General features: G+C 64.2%; 12 protein-coding genes. 8 read left to right on the top strand and 4 right to left on the bottom strand.

The features are described 5' to 3' along the window. The first annotated feature begins 152 nt into the window (after positions 1–152). The 3 genes from P3T22_RS04180 to ligD all read left to right on the top strand — a co-directional run bounded on the left by P3T22_RS04180 (position 153) and on the right by ligD (position 5,478). Positions 153–1,409, top strand: coding sequence for a cytochrome P450 (locus tag P3T22_RS04180; RefSeq protein WP_429324291.1), 1,257 nt, complete (start codon positions 153–155; stop codon positions 1,407–1,409). A 207-nt stretch (positions 1,410–1,616) separates the two neighbouring features. Then, positions 1,617–2,615, top strand: a complete 999-nt coding sequence (locus P3T22_RS04175) for a Ku protein (RefSeq protein ID WP_063496303.1) — start codon at positions 1,617–1,619, stop codon at positions 2,613–2,615. Positions 2,616–2,670: 55 nt separating this feature from the next. Continuing rightward, complete coding sequence (gene ligD / locus P3T22_RS04170) at positions 2,671–5,478, top strand: DNA ligase D (RefSeq protein ID WP_429324290.1); 2,808 nt, start codon at positions 2,671–2,673, stop codon at positions 5,476–5,478. Positions 5,479–5,537: 59 nt separating this feature from the next. Here the strand turns inward: ligD and P3T22_RS04165 are convergent, their stop codons facing one another. Then, complete coding sequence (locus P3T22_RS04165) at positions 5,538–6,575, bottom strand: LysR family transcriptional regulator (protein WP_429324289.1); 1,038 nt, start codon at positions 6,573–6,575, stop codon at positions 5,538–5,540. A 162-nt stretch (positions 6,576–6,737) separates the two neighbouring features. Between P3T22_RS04165 and P3T22_RS04160 the strand changes: the two genes are divergently transcribed. Together P3T22_RS04160 and P3T22_RS04155 are read left to right on the top strand one after the other, a co-directional pair. After that, the gene (locus P3T22_RS04160) at positions 6,738–7,754 is read left to right on the top strand and encodes a zinc-binding alcohol dehydrogenase family protein (RefSeq protein WP_429324288.1); all 1,017 of its coding nucleotides are present in this window, start codon (positions 6,738–6,740) and stop codon (positions 7,752–7,754) included. Positions 7,755–8,044: 290 nt separating this feature from the next. Then, positions 8,045–8,608 carry a DUF6013 family protein gene (locus tag P3T22_RS04155; RefSeq protein WP_063496299.1) on the top strand — a complete coding sequence of 188 codons (564 nt, stop codon included), beginning with the start codon at positions 8,045–8,047 and terminating at the stop codon, positions 8,606–8,608. 187 nt (positions 8,609–8,795) lie between these two features. Here the strand turns inward: P3T22_RS04155 and P3T22_RS04150 are convergent, their stop codons facing one another. Both P3T22_RS04150 and P3T22_RS04145 read right to left on the bottom strand, forming a co-directional pair. Then, positions 8,796–9,602, bottom strand: coding sequence for an ABC transporter permease (locus P3T22_RS04150; RefSeq protein ID WP_429324287.1), 807 nt, complete (start codon positions 9,600–9,602; stop codon positions 8,796–8,798). Beyond that, positions 9,599–10,309, bottom strand: coding sequence for an ABC transporter ATP-binding protein (locus P3T22_RS04145; protein WP_429324286.1), 711 nt, complete (start codon positions 10,307–10,309; stop codon positions 9,599–9,601). Before P3T22_RS04145 ends, P3T22_RS04150 begins: the two co-directional genes overlap by 4 nt. 184 nt (positions 10,310–10,493) lie before the next feature. Here P3T22_RS04145 and P3T22_RS04140 point away from each other — a divergent pair, with 184 nt between their 5' ends. After that, complete coding sequence (locus P3T22_RS04140; protein WP_429324285.1) at positions 10,494–12,869, top strand: AsmA family protein; 2,376 nt, start codon at positions 10,494–10,496, stop codon at positions 12,867–12,869. A 19-nt stretch (positions 12,870–12,888) separates the two neighbouring features. Here the strand turns inward: P3T22_RS04140 and P3T22_RS04135 are convergent, their stop codons facing one another. Continuing rightward, positions 12,889–13,383: a hypothetical protein gene (locus tag P3T22_RS04135; protein WP_063496297.1), complete on the bottom strand. Its 495-nt coding sequence runs from the start codon at positions 13,381–13,383 to the stop codon at positions 12,889–12,891. Between the two features lie 406 nt (positions 13,384–13,789). On the opposite strand from P3T22_RS04135, the gene P3T22_RS04130 reads away from it, so the two are divergent. Together P3T22_RS04130 and P3T22_RS04125 are read left to right on the top strand one after the other, a co-directional pair. Next, positions 13,790–15,406 carry a sensor histidine kinase gene (locus P3T22_RS04130; protein WP_063496296.1) on the top strand — a complete coding sequence of 539 codons (1,617 nt, stop codon included), beginning with the start codon at positions 13,790–13,792 and terminating at the stop codon, positions 15,404–15,406. 78 nt (positions 15,407–15,484) lie between these two features. Further along, positions 15,485–15,964 carry a response regulator gene (locus P3T22_RS04125; protein ID WP_429324284.1) on the top strand — a complete coding sequence of 160 codons (480 nt, stop codon included), beginning with the start codon at positions 15,485–15,487 and terminating at the stop codon, positions 15,962–15,964. The last annotated feature ends 74 nt before the right edge of the window (positions 15,965–16,038 follow it).

Below are 16,038 nucleotides of genomic sequence, written 5' to 3'. Positions count from 1 at the left end.
CATCAGGTGCCCGCGTCATACTGGCGCTTCGAACGACGCCCCGCAGCCCATCGAGCCTGTCGATCCCGCCGCGCCTGTGAGGCGGCGTGTGCCACACCGCACGCGGCACCCATTGGCACCAGCGACGAGGCGCGCCACCACGGAGACAAGTCATGCCCCCCGCGACCGCCAGCGACGCGCTCACCCTTGCGCGCGACTTCGATCTGCGCCATCTGAGCCCTGCGTTCTATGCCGATCCGTACCCGGTCTACCATGCGCTGCGCGCCCACGAGCCGGTCAAACGCATGCCGGACGGTTCGCTGTTTCTGACGCGTTTTCGCGACGTGCAGGCGGTCTACCGCGACCCGAAAACGTTCAGTTCCGACAAGGCCGTCGAATTCAAGCCGAAGTACGGCGACTCGCCGCTCTACGCGCATCACACCACCAGTCTCGTCTTCAACGATCCGCCGCGTCACACGCGGGTTCGCAAACTGATCGCCGGCGCGCTGACGGCGCGCGCGATCGCGGCCATGGAGCCGGGGCTGATCCGCCTCGTCGATGGCTTGCTCGATGCTGCCGCGGCGCGTGGCCGGATCGATCTGATTGGCGAGTTCGCGTCGGCGATCCCGGTCGAAATCATCGGCAATCTGCTGGCTGTGCCGCACGCTGAGCGCGCGCCGTTGCGCGGCTGGTCGCTGGCGATACTTGGCGCGCTCGAACCCTCGCTGAACGAGGCGCAGCTCGAACGGGGAAACCGCGCGGTCAGCGAATTTGTCGACTATTTGCGCGCTCTGGTGGCGCAGCGCCGGCGTGAACCCGGCGATCCTCAGCATGACGTATTGACGCGCCTGATCCAGGGCGAGCAGGGAGAACAGGGCGGCGAGCAATTGTCGGAAGCCGAGCTTCTGCAAAACTGCATCTTCATTCTGAACGCCGGTCATGAGACCACCACGAATCTGATCGGCAACGGTCTCGTTACGCTCGCCGACTGGCCGGAGCAGCGCGCCGCATTACTGCGCGAGCCGTCGCTGATCGAATCGGCGATCGAAGAGTGTTTGCGATTCGAGAGCTCGAATCAGCTAGGCAACCGGATGGCAACTGTCGACACGGAAGTCGGCGGTGTCGCGGTGGCACGCGGTACGCCCGTCACGTTGTGCATCGGCGCGGCCAATCGCGATCCCGAACAGTTCGCAGATCCGGACCGCTTCGACATGCGCCGCGATCCGAACCGGCATCTGGCGTTCGGCTTCGGCATTCACCAGTGTGTGGGGTTGTCGCTTGCGCGACTCGAGGCGCGCATCGCCATCGGACGCTTCGTGCGGCGCTTTCCGGCATATCGGCTCGACGGCGAACCGACGCGCGGCGGACGCGTGCGGTTTCGCGGCTTCGCAGCGGTGCCGGTCGAACTCGAGCCGGCGAGCGCGGACTGACGCCGGCGGCCAGGCAAGGCCGCGACGCATGCCGCACAGACCGCATGCTTGCGCAACGCTCGGCCTCCGTATCTTTTGCCGACATGACGCAAGACTTACAGCCGATGCCGGTGGCAGCCAGCACGGCGCCGCGCCAGTCATAGCGCCAAAACCGTGGCACGCTTGCTGCTTCATCGAATGAAGGTCTGGGGCTCTGGAGAGCGCGCGATGGCACACATGATTTGGAAGGGCGCAATCAGCTTCGGCCTTGTCCACGTACCGGTGCAGTTGTATCCGGCGACTCAGTCGCAGAAAGTCGGCTTCAATCTGCTGGACAAGCGCACGATCGATCCGATCGGCTACAAGCAGATCAACAAGCGCACCGGCAAGGACGTGGCGCGCGAGAACATCGTGCGCGGCTTCGAGTACGAAAAGGACAAGTACGTCGTACTTTCGGACGAGGAGATTCGCGCGGCCAATCCCGAGTCGACGCAGACGGTCGATATCCTCGCATTCGTCGACGCACCGGACATTTCGTTCCTCTATCTCGACACGCCGTACTTTCTGACGCCCGATCGCAAGGGCGAAAAGGTGTACGCGCTGCTGCGCGAAGCAATGAAGGCATCGGGCAAGATCGGCGTGGCGAGCGTCGTGCTGCACAACAAGCAGCATCTCGCGGCGCTGATTCCGGTTGGGCAGATGCTCGCGTTGAACACCCTGCGCTGGGCCGGCGAGGTTCGCGACTTCGACGAATTCAAGCTGCCGCCCGAAAGTATGAAGGCAGCCGGCGTTACCGCGCGCGAACTCGACATGGCGAAAAAGCTGATCAGCGACATGAGCGACAAGTGGGATCCATCGCAGTATCACGACACATTCCACGACGACATCATGGCGCTGGTCGACCGAAAGATTCGCTCGGGTAAGACCGAGGAAATTACCGAAGTCGAGACGCCGCACGAATCGCGTCGATCCGCCGACATTCTTGATCTCTCCGACCTGCTCAAGCGCAGCCTTGGCCGCGGCAAAGCCAGGCCGGCGGCCGGTGCGCGCAAGCATGCAGTGGGTGATGACGACGAGGCCACCGATACCAATACCGAGCCAACTGCGCCAGCCCATAAGAAGCCGCGCTCGGCGCGCTCGGTGGGTACGCGCCGCAGCGGGGGCAGGAGCGGAGGCGCCAGTGCCAAGGCGGCGCCGGCTGCACGCAAACGGCGTGCGGCCGCCTGAGTGCTCATTTGATCGATAGCGCCGCGCTCGCTCGACCCACGACGAGGTCACCTCGATGAACGACAGGCTCGATCCCTACAACCGCAAGCGCCGCTTCGACGAAACACCGGAGCCGTCGGGGGCGGCTGCGCGTAAGCAAGCCGGCCGCGGGACGGCGGCGCGTGACGCGGCGCGCGCATCGAATGGAGCGCTGTCGTATGTGATCCAGGAGCACGACGCGCGGCGCTTGCATTACGACTTCCGGCTCGAACTGAACGGCACGTTACTGTCGTGGGCGGTGCCCAAGGGGCCGAGCCTCGACCCGTCGGTGAAACGGCTTGCGGTGCATGTGGAAGATCATCCTGTCGAATATGGCTCGTTCGAAGGCGAGATCCCGCCTGGCAACTACGGCGCGGGAACGGTGATCGTGTGGGACCGTGGCACGTGGGAGCCGGTCGGCGGCGCGGCGGAGGCGGCCAGATCGTATCAAGCGGGCAAGCTCAAATTCCGGCTCTTCGGCGAAAAGCTGCACGGCGGCTGGACGCTGGTACGCAGTCGTATGCGTGGCAGCGGCGACAAGGAGCAGTGGCTGCTGATCAAGGAGCGTGACGACGAAGCCCGCAAGGAGAGCGAATACGACGTCCTGAAGGAGCGCCCAGGCAGTGTGCTGGATGGCAGTGTGCCGACCGGCAGGGGCGCAGGGTCTACGAGGCGCGCGACGGGAAAGACCGCGAGCGGGTCTACACACGGGAGCGCAAGCGCAAAGAGGGTGGCGAGCACCACGCAGGCGTTTGCCGCATCCCCCTCGATCAAAGGCGCGCTCAAAGCCGCGTTGCCCGCTACCTTCAAGCCGCAACTGGCGACGCTCGTCGACGCCGCGCCACCTGGCGATGAATGGGTGTACGAAATCAAGTTCGACGGCTATCGCGTGCTGGTCCGCATCGATCGAAAGGCAAAGGGCCGCGCGGTCAAGGTGTTCACGCGCTCGGGCAACGATTGGACCGCGAAGTTCGGCAAGCAGGTGAAGGCGCTTGAACAACTCGACGTCGAAAGCGCGTGGCTTGACGGCGAAGCCGTGGTGCTCGATGAAAACGGCGTGCCAGGTTTTCAGGCGCTGCAAAACGCGTTCGACTCGAACCGCCCGCAGGACATTGTCATCTATCTGTTCGACATTCCGTTTCTTAACGGCTATGACTTGCGCGGCGTGCCGCTCGAACAACGCCGCACGATCTTGCGTGCGCTGATTGACGGGAACGACGAGGATGGGCACGACGACAGCGTTTTGCGCTTCTCCAGCGACTTCGCGTTCAGTGCAGGCGAACTATTGAAGAGCGCGTGCGATATGGCGCTCGAAGGGATCATCGGCAAACGGCGTGATAGCGGTTACGCATCGGGACGCTCGTCCGCGTGGATCAAATTGAAGTGCCGGCGGCGCCAGGAGTTCGTGATCGGCGGCTATTCGGAGCCGTCCGGCAGCCGCGCGGCGTTCGGTGCGCTGTTGCTTGGCGTCTACGACGACACCGGCAAACTGCAATACGCCGGACGGGTCGGCACGGGTTTCGACGCCGCGTCGCTGCGCTCAGTCAAGAAGGAACTCGGCGCGCACGAGATCGAGCACATGCCGTTCGCCAGCGCGCCGCGCGAGCGCAGCCGCACGGCGGTGCATTGGGTCGAACCGGTACTCGTCTGCGAATGCAATTTCGCCGAATGGACGAGCGATGGCATCGTGCGACAGGCGTCGTTCGTGAGTCTGCGCAACGACAAACCGGCGCGGCAGATCATCAGGGAAGCAGCCCGCAAAGGAGCCGACGTGCAACAGCAAACCGATACCGCTTCCGACGACGTGCCGAAAAAGCGCACGACGAGAAAGGCCGTCGAGGCTCTCGCAGCCGAGCCCGCTAAAAAAAGCGCGACGAAATCGAAAACTGCCGCGACGCCGGCCGAAGTCGCCGGCGTCCGCGTATCCCATCCCGACCGCATCATCGACAAGCGCACCGGCACGCGCAAAATCAATCTCGTGCGGTACTACGAAGCGGTCGCCGACTGGATGCTGCCATATCTGCGGGACCGGCCGGTGTCGCTGGTGCGCGCGCCCGAGGACATCGGCGGCGAGCTGTTTTTCCAGAGGCACAGTCAGAAGCTGTCGATTCCCAACGTCACGCAACATCCCGGACTGGACCCGGGGCATCCGCCGCTGATCACCGTCGATACGCTGAAGGCTGTGGTCGGCGCCGCGCAAATGGGCACCGTCGAATTTCATACATGGAATGCCGTGGTGTCGAACATAGAAAAACCCGATCGCATGGTGTTCGATCTCGACCCCGATGCGTCGCTCGCCTGGGAGCGGATGATCGAGGCTGCGCAACTGACGCGCTCGCTGCTCGAGGAACTTGGCCTGACCTCGTTCTGCAAGACGAGCGGAGGTAAAGGGTTCCACGTGGTGGTGCCGCTCGCGAAGCACGCCGGCTGGGACGAAGTGAAAGCGTTTTCGCAAGCGGTCGCGCAGCATATGGCGGCAACGCTGCCCAGGTACTTTAGCGCGAAGATGGGCGCGCAGAATCGCAAGCGGAAGATCTTCGTCGATTACCTGCGCAACAACCGTGGCTCGAGCACGGTGGCCGCATTTTCGGCACGCGCCAGGCCGGGCCTGGGCGTTTCGGTACCCCTCTCGTGGGACGAAGTCGCCACCACGACGAGCGGCGATCAATGGACCATCGAAAATGTGCACGAGCGTCTCCAGGATCTTAAGCGCGACCCGTGGGCGGGCTACGCGAAGACGCGGCAGCGCATTACCGCGGCAATGAAAAAACGTCTGGATGAAGCGCACACGAACGTCAATTCCGATGGCGAGGCACCGGGTGGCGGCCGCCGCGGCACGCACTGACGGCGCGCTGGGCGTGAGGACCGGCCCGGACACGGCGGTCGCTTCAGGATCTGCGGCCTTCAGTCCGGCTGATTCCGGCTGATTCCGGCTGATTCCGGCTGATTCCGGCTGATTCCGGCTGATTCCGGCTCAGCGTCCCAATAAGGCGGATCGCCGAAATGTGCAGCAAGGAACTCGATAAACGCGAGCGCTCTCGGCGGCACGAACGCACGGCTGGGATAGACCGCCCAGATCGCCACCTTCTCCGCGAGCGGATAGGTATCGAGCACGCTTACCAGTTCGCCGCTGCGCAGATACGGCGCTACGTCCCAGGTCGATTTGAGCGCGATGCCGAAACCGGCCAGCAAGGCGTCGCGAATCACTTCACCGTTGTCGACGACGAGGCGTCCGCTCACGCGTACCTCGAGCGAACCGGCGGGCGTGACGAAGGCCCAGTCGCGCTGGTCTGACAGGATTATGCATTCGTGCTGCGCGAGGTCCGCAGGATGATGCGGCGTTCCACGCGCGGCGAGGTAAGCGGGCGCGGCGCACAGCACGCGGCGGTTCACAGCCAGGCGCCGCGCCACCAGCGACGAATCCTTGAGCACGCCGACGCGGATCGCCACGTCGATACCCGCATCGACCAGGTCGATCACCTGATCCGTCAGTCGCAGATCGACGCTCACGCCGGGATAGCGGCGCAGAAATTCGCTGATCACCGGCGATATGTGCTGCCGCCCGAACGACGACGGCATGGATACCCGCAAGCGCCCCTGCGGCTCGGCCTGCGCGCGGCCCACCGAGGCGCGTGCGGCATCGGCCGCGTCGAGCAGCGCCTCGGCGTGTGTCATGAACACTTCGCCGTCCTGCGTAAGACTGATGCGCCGGGTGGTCCGATGCAGCAGGCGCGCGCCGAGGCGCTTTTCCAGCTGTGCGATGCGCGAGCTCGCCACCGCCGCCGACAGGCCGAATTCGCGACCGGCTGCCGACACATTGGCGAGCAGGGCGGCCCGCACGAACAGGGCGACGTCGAGCAGATCGAGTCGCTCCCGCTCGCCGGACGAGGGCTTGTCAGCGGGCTTTGCAGCGGCTGTTTCGGGATCGGCAGGATGGTCCATTCTTCTGAAATTCAAAAAGATGTTTCAGTCATTATGATGGTTTTATGAGAATAAGATCCGCCTTAGGATGACACCAATACGATCGATTGGCCCGCATGGCGCGAGGCGCCGTCCGCATCGATCGCCAGTCTCTCAACCTCATCTGAAAGAACAGGAGCTGTGATGAAAGCTGTAGGCCTCCATCGCTATTTGCCGATCGATCAAGCCGAGTCCCTGGTCGACGTCGACATTCCCCAACCCGAAGCCACCGGCCGCGACCTGCTGGTGAAGGTCGAAGCCATCTCCGTCAACCCGGTCGACACCAAGGTGCGTGCCCCGAAAGACACCGTCGAGAAAGCGCCGCGTGTGCTCGGCTGGGACGCCGCCGGCACCGTGGTGGCGGTCGGCCCGGACGTTACGCTGTTCAGGGTCGGCGACCCGGTTTTCTATGCGGGCAGCATCACGCGGCCGGGCGCGAATAGCGAGTTCCATCTGGTCGACGAACGCATTGTCGGGCGCAAGCCGGCGTCGCTCGATTTCACGCACGCAGCCGCATTGCCGTTGACCGCGATCACGGCCTGGGAGGCGCTCTTCGACCGCCTCGGCGTGTCGCCGCAAGGCGCGGACGAAGGCCGCACGGTGCTGATCGTCGGCGGGGCGGGCGGGGTCGGCTCGATCGGCATCCAGCTGGCCAAACAACTAGCGAAACTGACTGTGATTGCGACCGCCTCGCGTCCCGAATCGGCGAAGTGGGCGACGGCGCTGGGCGCGGATCATATCGTCGATCACTTCGGCGATATGCCCGCGCAGTTGAAAAAGCTCGGCATCGACCAGGTCGACTACGTGCTGATCTTCAACGATACCGACCGGAATTTCCCGGCGGCCGCCGAAGTGATCAAGCCGCAAGGCGGCATTTGCACAATCGTCGAAAACAGTCAGCCGCTGCCGGTCGAACTATTGAAGGCGAAAAGCGCCGCGTTCCATTGGGAGTTCATGTTCACGCGCTCGATGTTCGAAACGCCGGACATGATCGAGCAGCATAAGCTGCTAACCGAGGTGGCGCGTCTCGTCGATGCGGGCACGTTGCGCACGACGGTCGGCCAGGATCTCGGCAAGATCAACGCCGAAAATTTGCGCCGGGCGCATCGACTGCTCGAAGACGGCCGCGCGATTGGCAAGCTGGTCCTGACGGGGTTCTAAACCGTGCAGGGTGTGCACAGGGTCTGGCGGGTCTGTTATATCGCACACGCAGAAAACGCCTCCTTGCAAGCGGGGTAACACCCGATTCGTATGAGGCGCGCAGAGCGCTGCTTGGCGGTAGACTGGTGGGGCATCATGCCAAAACAGTTGCGTGTCTCGCGGCTCGTCTGGGCAGGCCTCAACCCGGTATTAATCAGGCATCAGTCAGGCATCGACCAGACTTCGCTCAGACGGCGCATTGGCAGTAACGCTTAAGCGAGTACGCAGCGGCACAACAACGAGGTGACAGTATGAGCTCCAGCTTCAAACTTTCCGCCGTTTCAGTTGTCGCTTCTCTCGCCTGCGCGCTCGCGCCCGGCATGCTCGTCACGGCGGCGCACGCAGCCACGCCGATCACGGTGACGTCGCAGTCCGCCCTCGACGGTCCGATCCGCTACACGGTCCGCGTCACGTCGAAACAGTTCGGCAATTCACAGGAAACGCGCACGATCCGCTCCGGCGAATCGGACGACTTCACGTGGAAAACCGTGCCGCCGGGCGGCCCCGTGCCCGCAGCGGATGCCTGCCCGAATTATGCGTCGCTGCCGACCGATACCAACGGCGCAATGATTCGTCAGACACAGATCCGCTTTGCGCCGGTCGTCGCTGCTGACGGCACCGCGTCCGTGCAACTGAGCTTTCAGGCGCAGACGCCGCACGGCGTGAAGACGGTGACGAGCGGCGGCAAAACGCTCAAGTGTCCGAACGACGTGAGCGTCAGCCAGATTCTGCGTTTTACGATGCCGACCAACGGCAGCACGAAAACGCTGACGCTCAATGACGGCACCGAAGTGGCGGTCACAGCGAAACGTTGAGGGTTGCGCGCGCGAAGTCAGCCAGATGGCCGCCGCATGGCGCCGCAGCGGCAGGGCGGCTATTTGCCGGCAGCGGCCAGCCAGCTTCGCGCATTGCTCGTCCCACGCTATCGCACCTGTGGCGTGTGGCCGATGAGATAGACCGCGAACAGGCGACGCAAGTCGCGCTGCGCATCCGCGTGCCCTCTCAACGCTGCGCCGCCGCCCGCTCCACCAGCCGCGCCGACAGAAACCGGTGCTCCGCCGAGAAGAGCCGCCGATACGTGAGCAGCACCGCGCCCACCGTCCCCAAGGCGGACGCCGCCGCGATCAGGAACATGATCACGATCTGATAGCGCACCGCCTGCAACGGCGACTGACCGGCCAGCACCTGCCCGGTCATCATGCCGGGCAAACTCACCACGCCGACCACGGCCATCTGATTGAGCATGGGCATCATGCCCGCGCGCACCGCCTGGCGCGCCGGCGCCTGCGCCGCTTCCCAACGGGTCGCGCCGAGCGCGAGCGCCATGTCCACACGGTCACGCCGCGCGGTCAATTCCTCGGTCATCCGTTCGATGCCGAGCGACACGCCTGTCAGCGTATTGCCGAGGATCATGCCGAGAATCGGAATCGCGTACTGCGGCTCGTACCACGGGTGAATGCGGATCACGACGAAGAGCCCAACCGCGGCCACCAGCCACGAACTGACCCAGATCGACAGCACGCTATCCGCACGCTGGCCGGCATAGGTGCGGCTGCCGCGCTGCGCGCCCGCGAAGCCGGCGATCAGCGTCATCACGACCATCAAGGGCAGCACCACGAACCAGTGGGCGTATCGGAACACCCAGCCGAGCACATAGCCGATCGCCAGCAACTGCACGACGGTGCGTACCGCTGCCCACGCGAGCTTGCGTTCGAGGTCCAGCTTGAGCGCCACCGACACCACGCCGTTCACCACGATCAGCAACGCGGCGATCGCGACGTCCCAGAGACTCAGGTTCTGCAGTGTCATGGGTCGATCTCCTGAGGCGCGGGCGCCGCCACGGATTCGTCGAGCACACCGGCGCGCATCGTGAGGTGCCGGGCGCTCATGCGCGCCGCTTGCGCCGGATCGTGCGATACCCACATCGACGCATGCCGCCCAGGGTCGTCCGCGAACCACGCGTGCACCAGCGCCTCGATCGCGCGCGACGATTCCGGATCGAGCGACGCAGTGGGTTCATCCAGCAGCAGCACTTCGGGTGCGAGTTGCAATACGCGAATCAGCGCGGTGATCTGCGCTTCTCCGCCGGACAACTCGCTCGCACGCTTGTCGAGAAAGTCGCTGCCGCGGCCGGCCTGCGCGGCGAGACTTGCCGCGCGCGCGCGATCGAAGCGCACGTCGCGGTAGGCGTGCAATTCGAACGGGTAGCGCAGATTGTCTTCGACGCTGCCGTCGAGCAGCGCGGGCCGCTGGCGGATATACGCGACGTTGCGGCGGTAACGCGGAATGGCGGCGCGTTCGACCGGCGCGCCGTGCCACATGATGCGTCCCGCATCGAGCGGATCGAGCAGGGCGAGAGCGCGCAGAAACACGCTCTTGCCCGAACCCGACGGCCCGGTGACAGCGACGCGGTCGCTGGCGCCGAGGGCGAAGGTGGTCGGTTGCAGCAATGTCTGCCCGCGCAATGCATCGCGCCGGGCGATGCCGTCGGCGAGGACGAAGGGAACATCGGTCATGAGTGGGTTCGCGGTGGATTTTTGCGTGGATTCGGGGGCCGCCATGACATTCCCTTACGTTTCCATGGAAGAGAACCCTGTGCCCAAACTGTGCGGCATGATAAAACGCCTCCTATTGGACAATACTACCGGGCACGCTGCGTGCTGCCCCATGCACAACGAAGAACAAAGGCGGAGTTTCTCAATGGCGGTGTCGAGCACGATTGGAAGGCGGCTAGGAAAAATCATCGCATGGCTGGTGGCGATCATCGTCATTCTGATTGTCGCGCTGACAATTTTCATTTTGACCTTTGACTGGAACCGGGCCCGGCCTTACATCAACGACAAGGTCACGCAGGCGATCGGCCGGCCGTTCGCGATCAACGGCGATCTGAAAGTAGGGTGGCAGCACCCGGTCGGCGAGACCGGCTGGCGCGGCTGGGTGCCCTGGCCGCGTTTTTCGGCGGCCAATATCACGGTAGGCAATCCCGACTGGACCCAACAGCCGCACTTCGCGGCGCTCGATGAAATCGACTTCGAGGTCAAGGTGCTGCCGCTGCTCGCGCACGACATTGTGATTCCCGCGATCAATCTCGTGAATCCCTCGGTCGACCTTGAACGGCTGCTCGATGGCCGTGATAACTGGACTTTCAAGCTGGCATCGTCCGGTGGACCTTCCGAATGGAGGCTCGATTTGCACGACATCGCATTTGCGAAGGGCAATATCGCGCTGTCCGATCAGCAGAAGAAGCTTGAGATGCAGGTGGCCATCGACACGCTCGGCCAGCCGATTCCGATCGGCGAGGCGATGAAGGAGCAGGAGGCGGCGTCGCGCAGCGCGTCGGCGGAGGCGGTCGGCAAGGCCGGCGCGAGCAAGCTTGCCGCACAGGCTAACGCGCAGGCCGCATCGGAAACCGCAGCCGCGGCTTCCGGCTCTTCGTCGACGGAGATCACCGCTTCGGGCGCGACAGCGGCGAATGGCGCGTCGGGTGCGCTGCTTGCCAGTGGAGCGAACGGTGCAAGCGAGGGCGCAAGCGGAGCAGCGGTGGCCTCGGCGTCGAGCGCCAGCGAGGCAGGCACGGCGAACGGTACGAAACCCGGGATCCCTCCTTACGCGATCGGTTGGACCGTCAAAGGTATCTACAACAAGACGCCGGTGTCCGGCAGCGGCAAGGTAGGCGGCGTGCTGGCGTTGCAGGACGCGAACCGGCCGTTCCCGGTGCAGGCCGATGTGAAAGCTGGCGATCTGCGCGTCGGGCTCGTGGGCACGCTCATCGATCCGGCGCATCTTGCCGCAGTCGATTTGCGCCTCTGGCTGCAAGGCAACAGCCTGGCGCGGCTGTATTCGCTGACGGGCGTGACCTTGCCCGACACGCCGCCGTATGCGACCGAGGGGCGCCTCATTGGTCAGTTCAAGTCCGGCGGCAGCGTATTCAAGTATGAAAATTTTACGGGCCGGGTGGGCGGCAGCGATCTGAATGGCTCGCTGACCTACACGGCCCGTGAGCCGCGTCCGCTGTTGCAGGGCGAACTGGTGTCGCATCTGCTGCAGTTCGCCGATCTGGCGCCGGTCATCGGCGCGGACTCGAAAGCCAGCAAGGCGAAGCGCGGCGACGCGACGGCGCAGCCGGCCAATAAAGCGTTGCCAGTGGAAGAGTTCCGCACCGACCGCTGGAAGGCAATCGACGCCGACGTGAAGTTCACGGGGCGCCGCATCGTCAAGGACACCAACCTGCCGATCACGGACCTGTACACGCACGTCGTGATGACCGACGGCGTGCTGTCGCTCGAGCCGCTGAAGTTCGGCGTGGCGGGTGGCTCGCTGTCGTCGGATATTCATCTGGACGGCAGCACGACGCCGCTGAAGGGCCGCTTCGCGACGTCGGCGCGGCATCTGAAGCTCAAGCAGTTGTTCCCGGACTTCAAGTCGATGCAGAACGCGCTCGGCGAAATCAACGGCGACGCCGCGCTGACCGCGACCGGCAATTCGCCGGCGGCGTTAGCGGCGACCTCGAACGGCGAGCTGAAGGCCTTGATCACGGACGGGACGGTGAGCCGCCTGCTGATGGAAGCTGCGGGACTGAACGTGGCGAACGTGGTCTATGAAAAGCTGTTTGGCAATCGCGACGTGAAGATCAATTGCGCGGCGGCGGATTTTGTCGCGACGAACGGCGTGCTGGATTCGCGCGTCTTCGCGCTCGACACGGACGACGCGGTGATCAATATCGACGGCAATGTGAATCTGCGCGACGAATCGATGGATCTTGGCGTGCATCCGCATACCAAGGGCTTCCGGGTGTTTTCGCTGCGCTCGCCGCTGTATGTGAAGGGGACCTTCAAGGACCCGCACGTGGGGGTGAATGCCGCCGCGCTGGCGCTGCGAGGCGGCGCCGTGATCGGGCTCGGATTGATCAATCCGTTTGCCGCGCTGATTCCGCTGCTTGCGCCTAGCAATAACAAACCGCTGCCGTGCGGGCAGTTGCTGTCGCAGGCTCGTCAGGCGCCGAGCGCGCCGCCGCCGGGCGTGAAGCAGCAGCCTAAGCCGGCCATTTCCCTCAACGGTGCGCCGGTGAACAAATAACGAAAAGGAAAGAAACGAACTACCTCAACGAGCGCGGAGCGGCGTCCCCCGCCGCATCCTGCCTGCGAACCCCTCGCCGGGCGCCGCCAATGCGGGTGGCGCCAAACTCCATCAGAATCTTGCCTCGAGCCCGGCTGGCAAAGACCAGGAAGCCAAACCCATCGGCTTCATACCAATACCCGCCGTTCTCGAGCCCATCGAGCGGCTGCTCCAATGCATTGGTAATGGATTCGATACAACGCCGCCGCAATTCGGCGGGCGCGGGATAGGGTGGCTGCGCGCCGCGTACGCTGCATAGGAGAACGTCGAGCCCGGGCAGCACATGTGCATAGAGCACCGGTTCGTCCTGCGCGCGAGCGCGCGCAATTTTGGTGTCGAGCTGACTGAACGGCTTGAAATGCCGTAGGACCGCGAGGAACGACTCATCGCCGTCCACCTTCGCGCGTCTACGCTTTTTCGGGAAGGACATAAAAATTCGCCTGAAAAAGAATTGCAAGAAACGCAGCGTCCTCATGCGACAACTCCCGGCTTCGCGCGCCGCACGTCGATCTTTTATAGCATACGACAAGGCCGGATTCACGGTGATTCGGCGCCTGCGCCTTCCCACCGCCTCCCGCACGAATCATGCCGAACCGCCTCGCCGCGCGCTTTCGCTTCCCAGCACATCTGTCTCCATCATAGACGCACGCGCCGCCGAAAAAACATCCCGTAGCAATAAAAAAGTCATTTTTATGTGGGCGAGCGCATCTTGCCGCTACGTTGAAATATCTCACGTTCACGTCGATAATGGCCCGTCCGGCAGCACCGCGGTGTGCTTTCCAGTCCTGCGCCGCGACGGGCCGTCCGCGTGGTGAGGCGAGGGGCGCGGGCCGTGCCGGACTGGCAAGCACGCCGCGGCTTGAACGACCCTTCGGGCGAACATGAAACTATTCACCAAGGGTCTGCTGCTGATTGCAGTGCCGAGCGCGGTCGAGCTGGCGCTTCTGGGCGTCGTCTTCGATACCCAGGAGCAAACGGCGCAGGCCGCGCAGTGGGTCAGCAACAGCAAGCAGATCCTTTACCAGTCGTCGGCCATGGTCGATCCGCTGCTGCGTCAGGCCGCACGGGTCCGTACGGGTATGGTCGTCGGCGATCCGTTGTTTATCGACCGCCACACGGTATGGGTCGACCTCGGCGACCGGCTTTCGAACCTCGAAGCGCTGGTGGCCGATACGCCGCAACAGGTCGGGCGCGTGCGCAAGATGCAACAGGCGATCGAGGCGTATCGCGCGCAGGCTGCCAGGATCTCGCAGGCGCTGCACGCAGGACGCAACCTGAATTCGTTTGCCGCCCAGGATACGGGCGCGCTCCCTCAGCAGATCGCGCTGTTCCGCGATCAGCTCGCTGAATTTGGTAGCGAGGCCTCGCGGCTCGACGCCGAGCGCGGCGCGGCTCTGGCGCGGCGCCACGAACGCCAGCAATATGCGCTGATCGCCGCGGTGTTGGGGTCGATGCTGATCTGGGCGGTCACCGCCGTGGTGTTTGCGCGCAGCATCGGCCAGCGTCTGGAAGTGTTGACGGGCAACGCCGAACGTCTGGGCCGCGGGCGGGAGCTCGCAGCGCCGCTGTCCGGCAGCGACGAAATTGCCGCGCTCGACGCGGTGCTGCATCAGACGGGCGCGCGCCTGCGCGAGGCCGACGGCGAACAGGCCATGCTGAAAGCGCGGCTCGAAGCGCGCGCGCGGGAACTGGCGGGCGTCAACGAAGAACTGCGCCAGGAGACGCAAGACAACGAAATGTTCATCTATAGCGTGTCGCACGATCTGCGCTCGCCGCTGGTGAATCTGCAAGGCTTTTCGAAAGAATTGCAGGTGTCATGCGACGAACTGGGCAGCATCGTCGAGGCGGCGAGACTGCCGGAGGCGGAGCATCGGCGCATGGTGCATATCCTCGACGGCGACGTGCGCGAGTCTCTGCAATATCTACGCGCAGCGGTGACGCAGGCGGCGGCGATCATCGACGCGCTATTGCGGATTTCGCGCGCCGGCCGGCGCGAATACCAGTGGCAGCGGGTGAGTGTCGGACGGGTGGTGAGCCGCGTGGTCGACGCGCTGCAAGGCGCGATCAGGCAGCGTGCGGCGGTGGTCACCGTGCGCGAGTTGCCGCCCGCATGGGGCGACCCGGGTGCGATCGAGCAGATTTTCAGCAACCTGGTCGGTAACGCGCTCAATTATCTCGATCCGGCGCGCAATGGGCGCATCGAGATCGGCGTGCTGGCGCCGGAGCCGGAACCGGTCGACGAGACGGAGCCGCGCGCGTTGCGCACGCGCACTTATTATGTGCGCGACAACGGCCTCGGGATTCCAGCGGCGTATATGTCGAAGGTGTTCCGCGCGTTTCAGCGTTTGCACGGCGACGTCGCGAACGGCGACGGCATTGGCCTCGCGGTGGTGCGCCGTATGGTCGAACGGCATGGCGGCCGCGTTTGGGTCGAGTCGGCGGAAGGCGCGGGCTCGACGTTTTTCGTCGTGTTGCCGGAACAGCCGGCGCGTCATTGAGCCGGGACAGTCACGAGGAGAAACGGTGGGGACAATTAAAAGCACGATGCAAAAATGGATCGTCGGCACGGAGGGCATATGAGTCACGGGGAAACGGTCAGTATCGTGCTGATCGAAGACGACGACGGCCACGCGACGCTGGTCGAGCGCAATCTGCGCCGTGCCGGCATTTCGAACGGTTTCGTACGCTTTCGAGATGGCCAGCAGGCGCTCGATTACTTCTTCGGGCCGGTGCCGGCGGACTCGGCGGCCAGCCCTTACCCGCCTCGTGAAGATCTGACGAATTTCGTCGTGCTGCTCGATCTGAAAATGCCGCGCGTGGATGGTTTCGAGGTATTGCGGCGTTTGAAGGATTCGCCGCAGACAGCCGCGGTGCCCGTGATCGTGCTGACCACGACCGACGATCCGCGCGAAATCGCACGTTGTTACGAACTCGGCTGCAACGTCTATATCACCAAGCCGGTCGAATACGACGCGTTCATCGAAGCCGTGCGCCGTCTCGGCTTCTTCCTGCAGGTGGTCAAGCTGCCGCCGGGCCACCGGCTGGCCCCGCCGTGACGGAAACTTCATGTGAAGGCGCTCCGAAAGCGGCCCATGACAAGATAGCCACACCAGATCTAGCCAAAGAAGAC

It is taken from the genome of Paraburkholderia sp. GAS348, assembly GCF_050434205.1.
Classification (GTDB): Bacteria; Pseudomonadota; Gammaproteobacteria; order Burkholderiales; family Burkholderiaceae; genus Paraburkholderia.
The sequence above is the reverse complement of the archived record's forward strand: the minus strand, read 5'-3'. Positions and strand labels throughout refer to the sequence as shown.

Coding starts and splice junctions, on each gene's coding strand:
- P3T22_RS04130 (WP_063496296.1), top strand. CDS start 13,790: ATGAAACTATTCACCAAGGGTCTGCTGCTGATTGCAGTGCCGAGCGCG.
- P3T22_RS04165 (WP_429324289.1), bottom strand. CDS start 6,575: ATGGACCATCCTGCCGATCCCGAAACAGCCGCTGCAAAGCCCGCTGAC.
- P3T22_RS04160 (WP_429324288.1), top strand. CDS start 6,738: ATGAAAGCTGTAGGCCTCCATCGCTATTTGCCGATCGATCAAGCCGAG.
- P3T22_RS04150 (WP_429324287.1), bottom strand. CDS start 9,602: ATGACACTGCAGAACCTGAGTCTCTGGGACGTCGCGATCGCCGCGTTG.
- P3T22_RS04125 (WP_429324284.1), top strand. CDS start 15,485: ATGAGTCACGGGGAAACGGTCAGTATCGTGCTGATCGAAGACGACGAC.
- P3T22_RS04135 (WP_063496297.1), bottom strand. CDS start 13,383: ATGAGGACGCTGCGTTTCTTGCAATTCTTTTTCAGGCGAATTTTTATG.
- P3T22_RS04145 (WP_429324286.1), bottom strand. CDS start 10,309: ATGACCGATGTTCCCTTCGTCCTCGCCGACGGCATCGCCCGGCGCGAT.
- P3T22_RS04155 (WP_063496299.1), top strand. CDS start 8,045: ATGAGCTCCAGCTTCAAACTTTCCGCCGTTTCAGTTGTCGCTTCTCTC.
- ligD (WP_429324290.1), top strand. CDS start 2,671: ATGAACGACAGGCTCGATCCCTACAACCGCAAGCGCCGCTTCGACGAA.
- P3T22_RS04180 (WP_429324291.1), top strand. CDS start 153: ATGCCCCCCGCGACCGCCAGCGACGCGCTCACCCTTGCGCGCGACTTC.
- P3T22_RS04140 (WP_429324285.1), top strand. CDS start 10,494: ATGGCGGTGTCGAGCACGATTGGAAGGCGGCTAGGAAAAATCATCGCA.
- P3T22_RS04175 (WP_063496303.1), top strand. CDS start 1,617: ATGGCACACATGATTTGGAAGGGCGCAATCAGCTTCGGCCTTGTCCAC.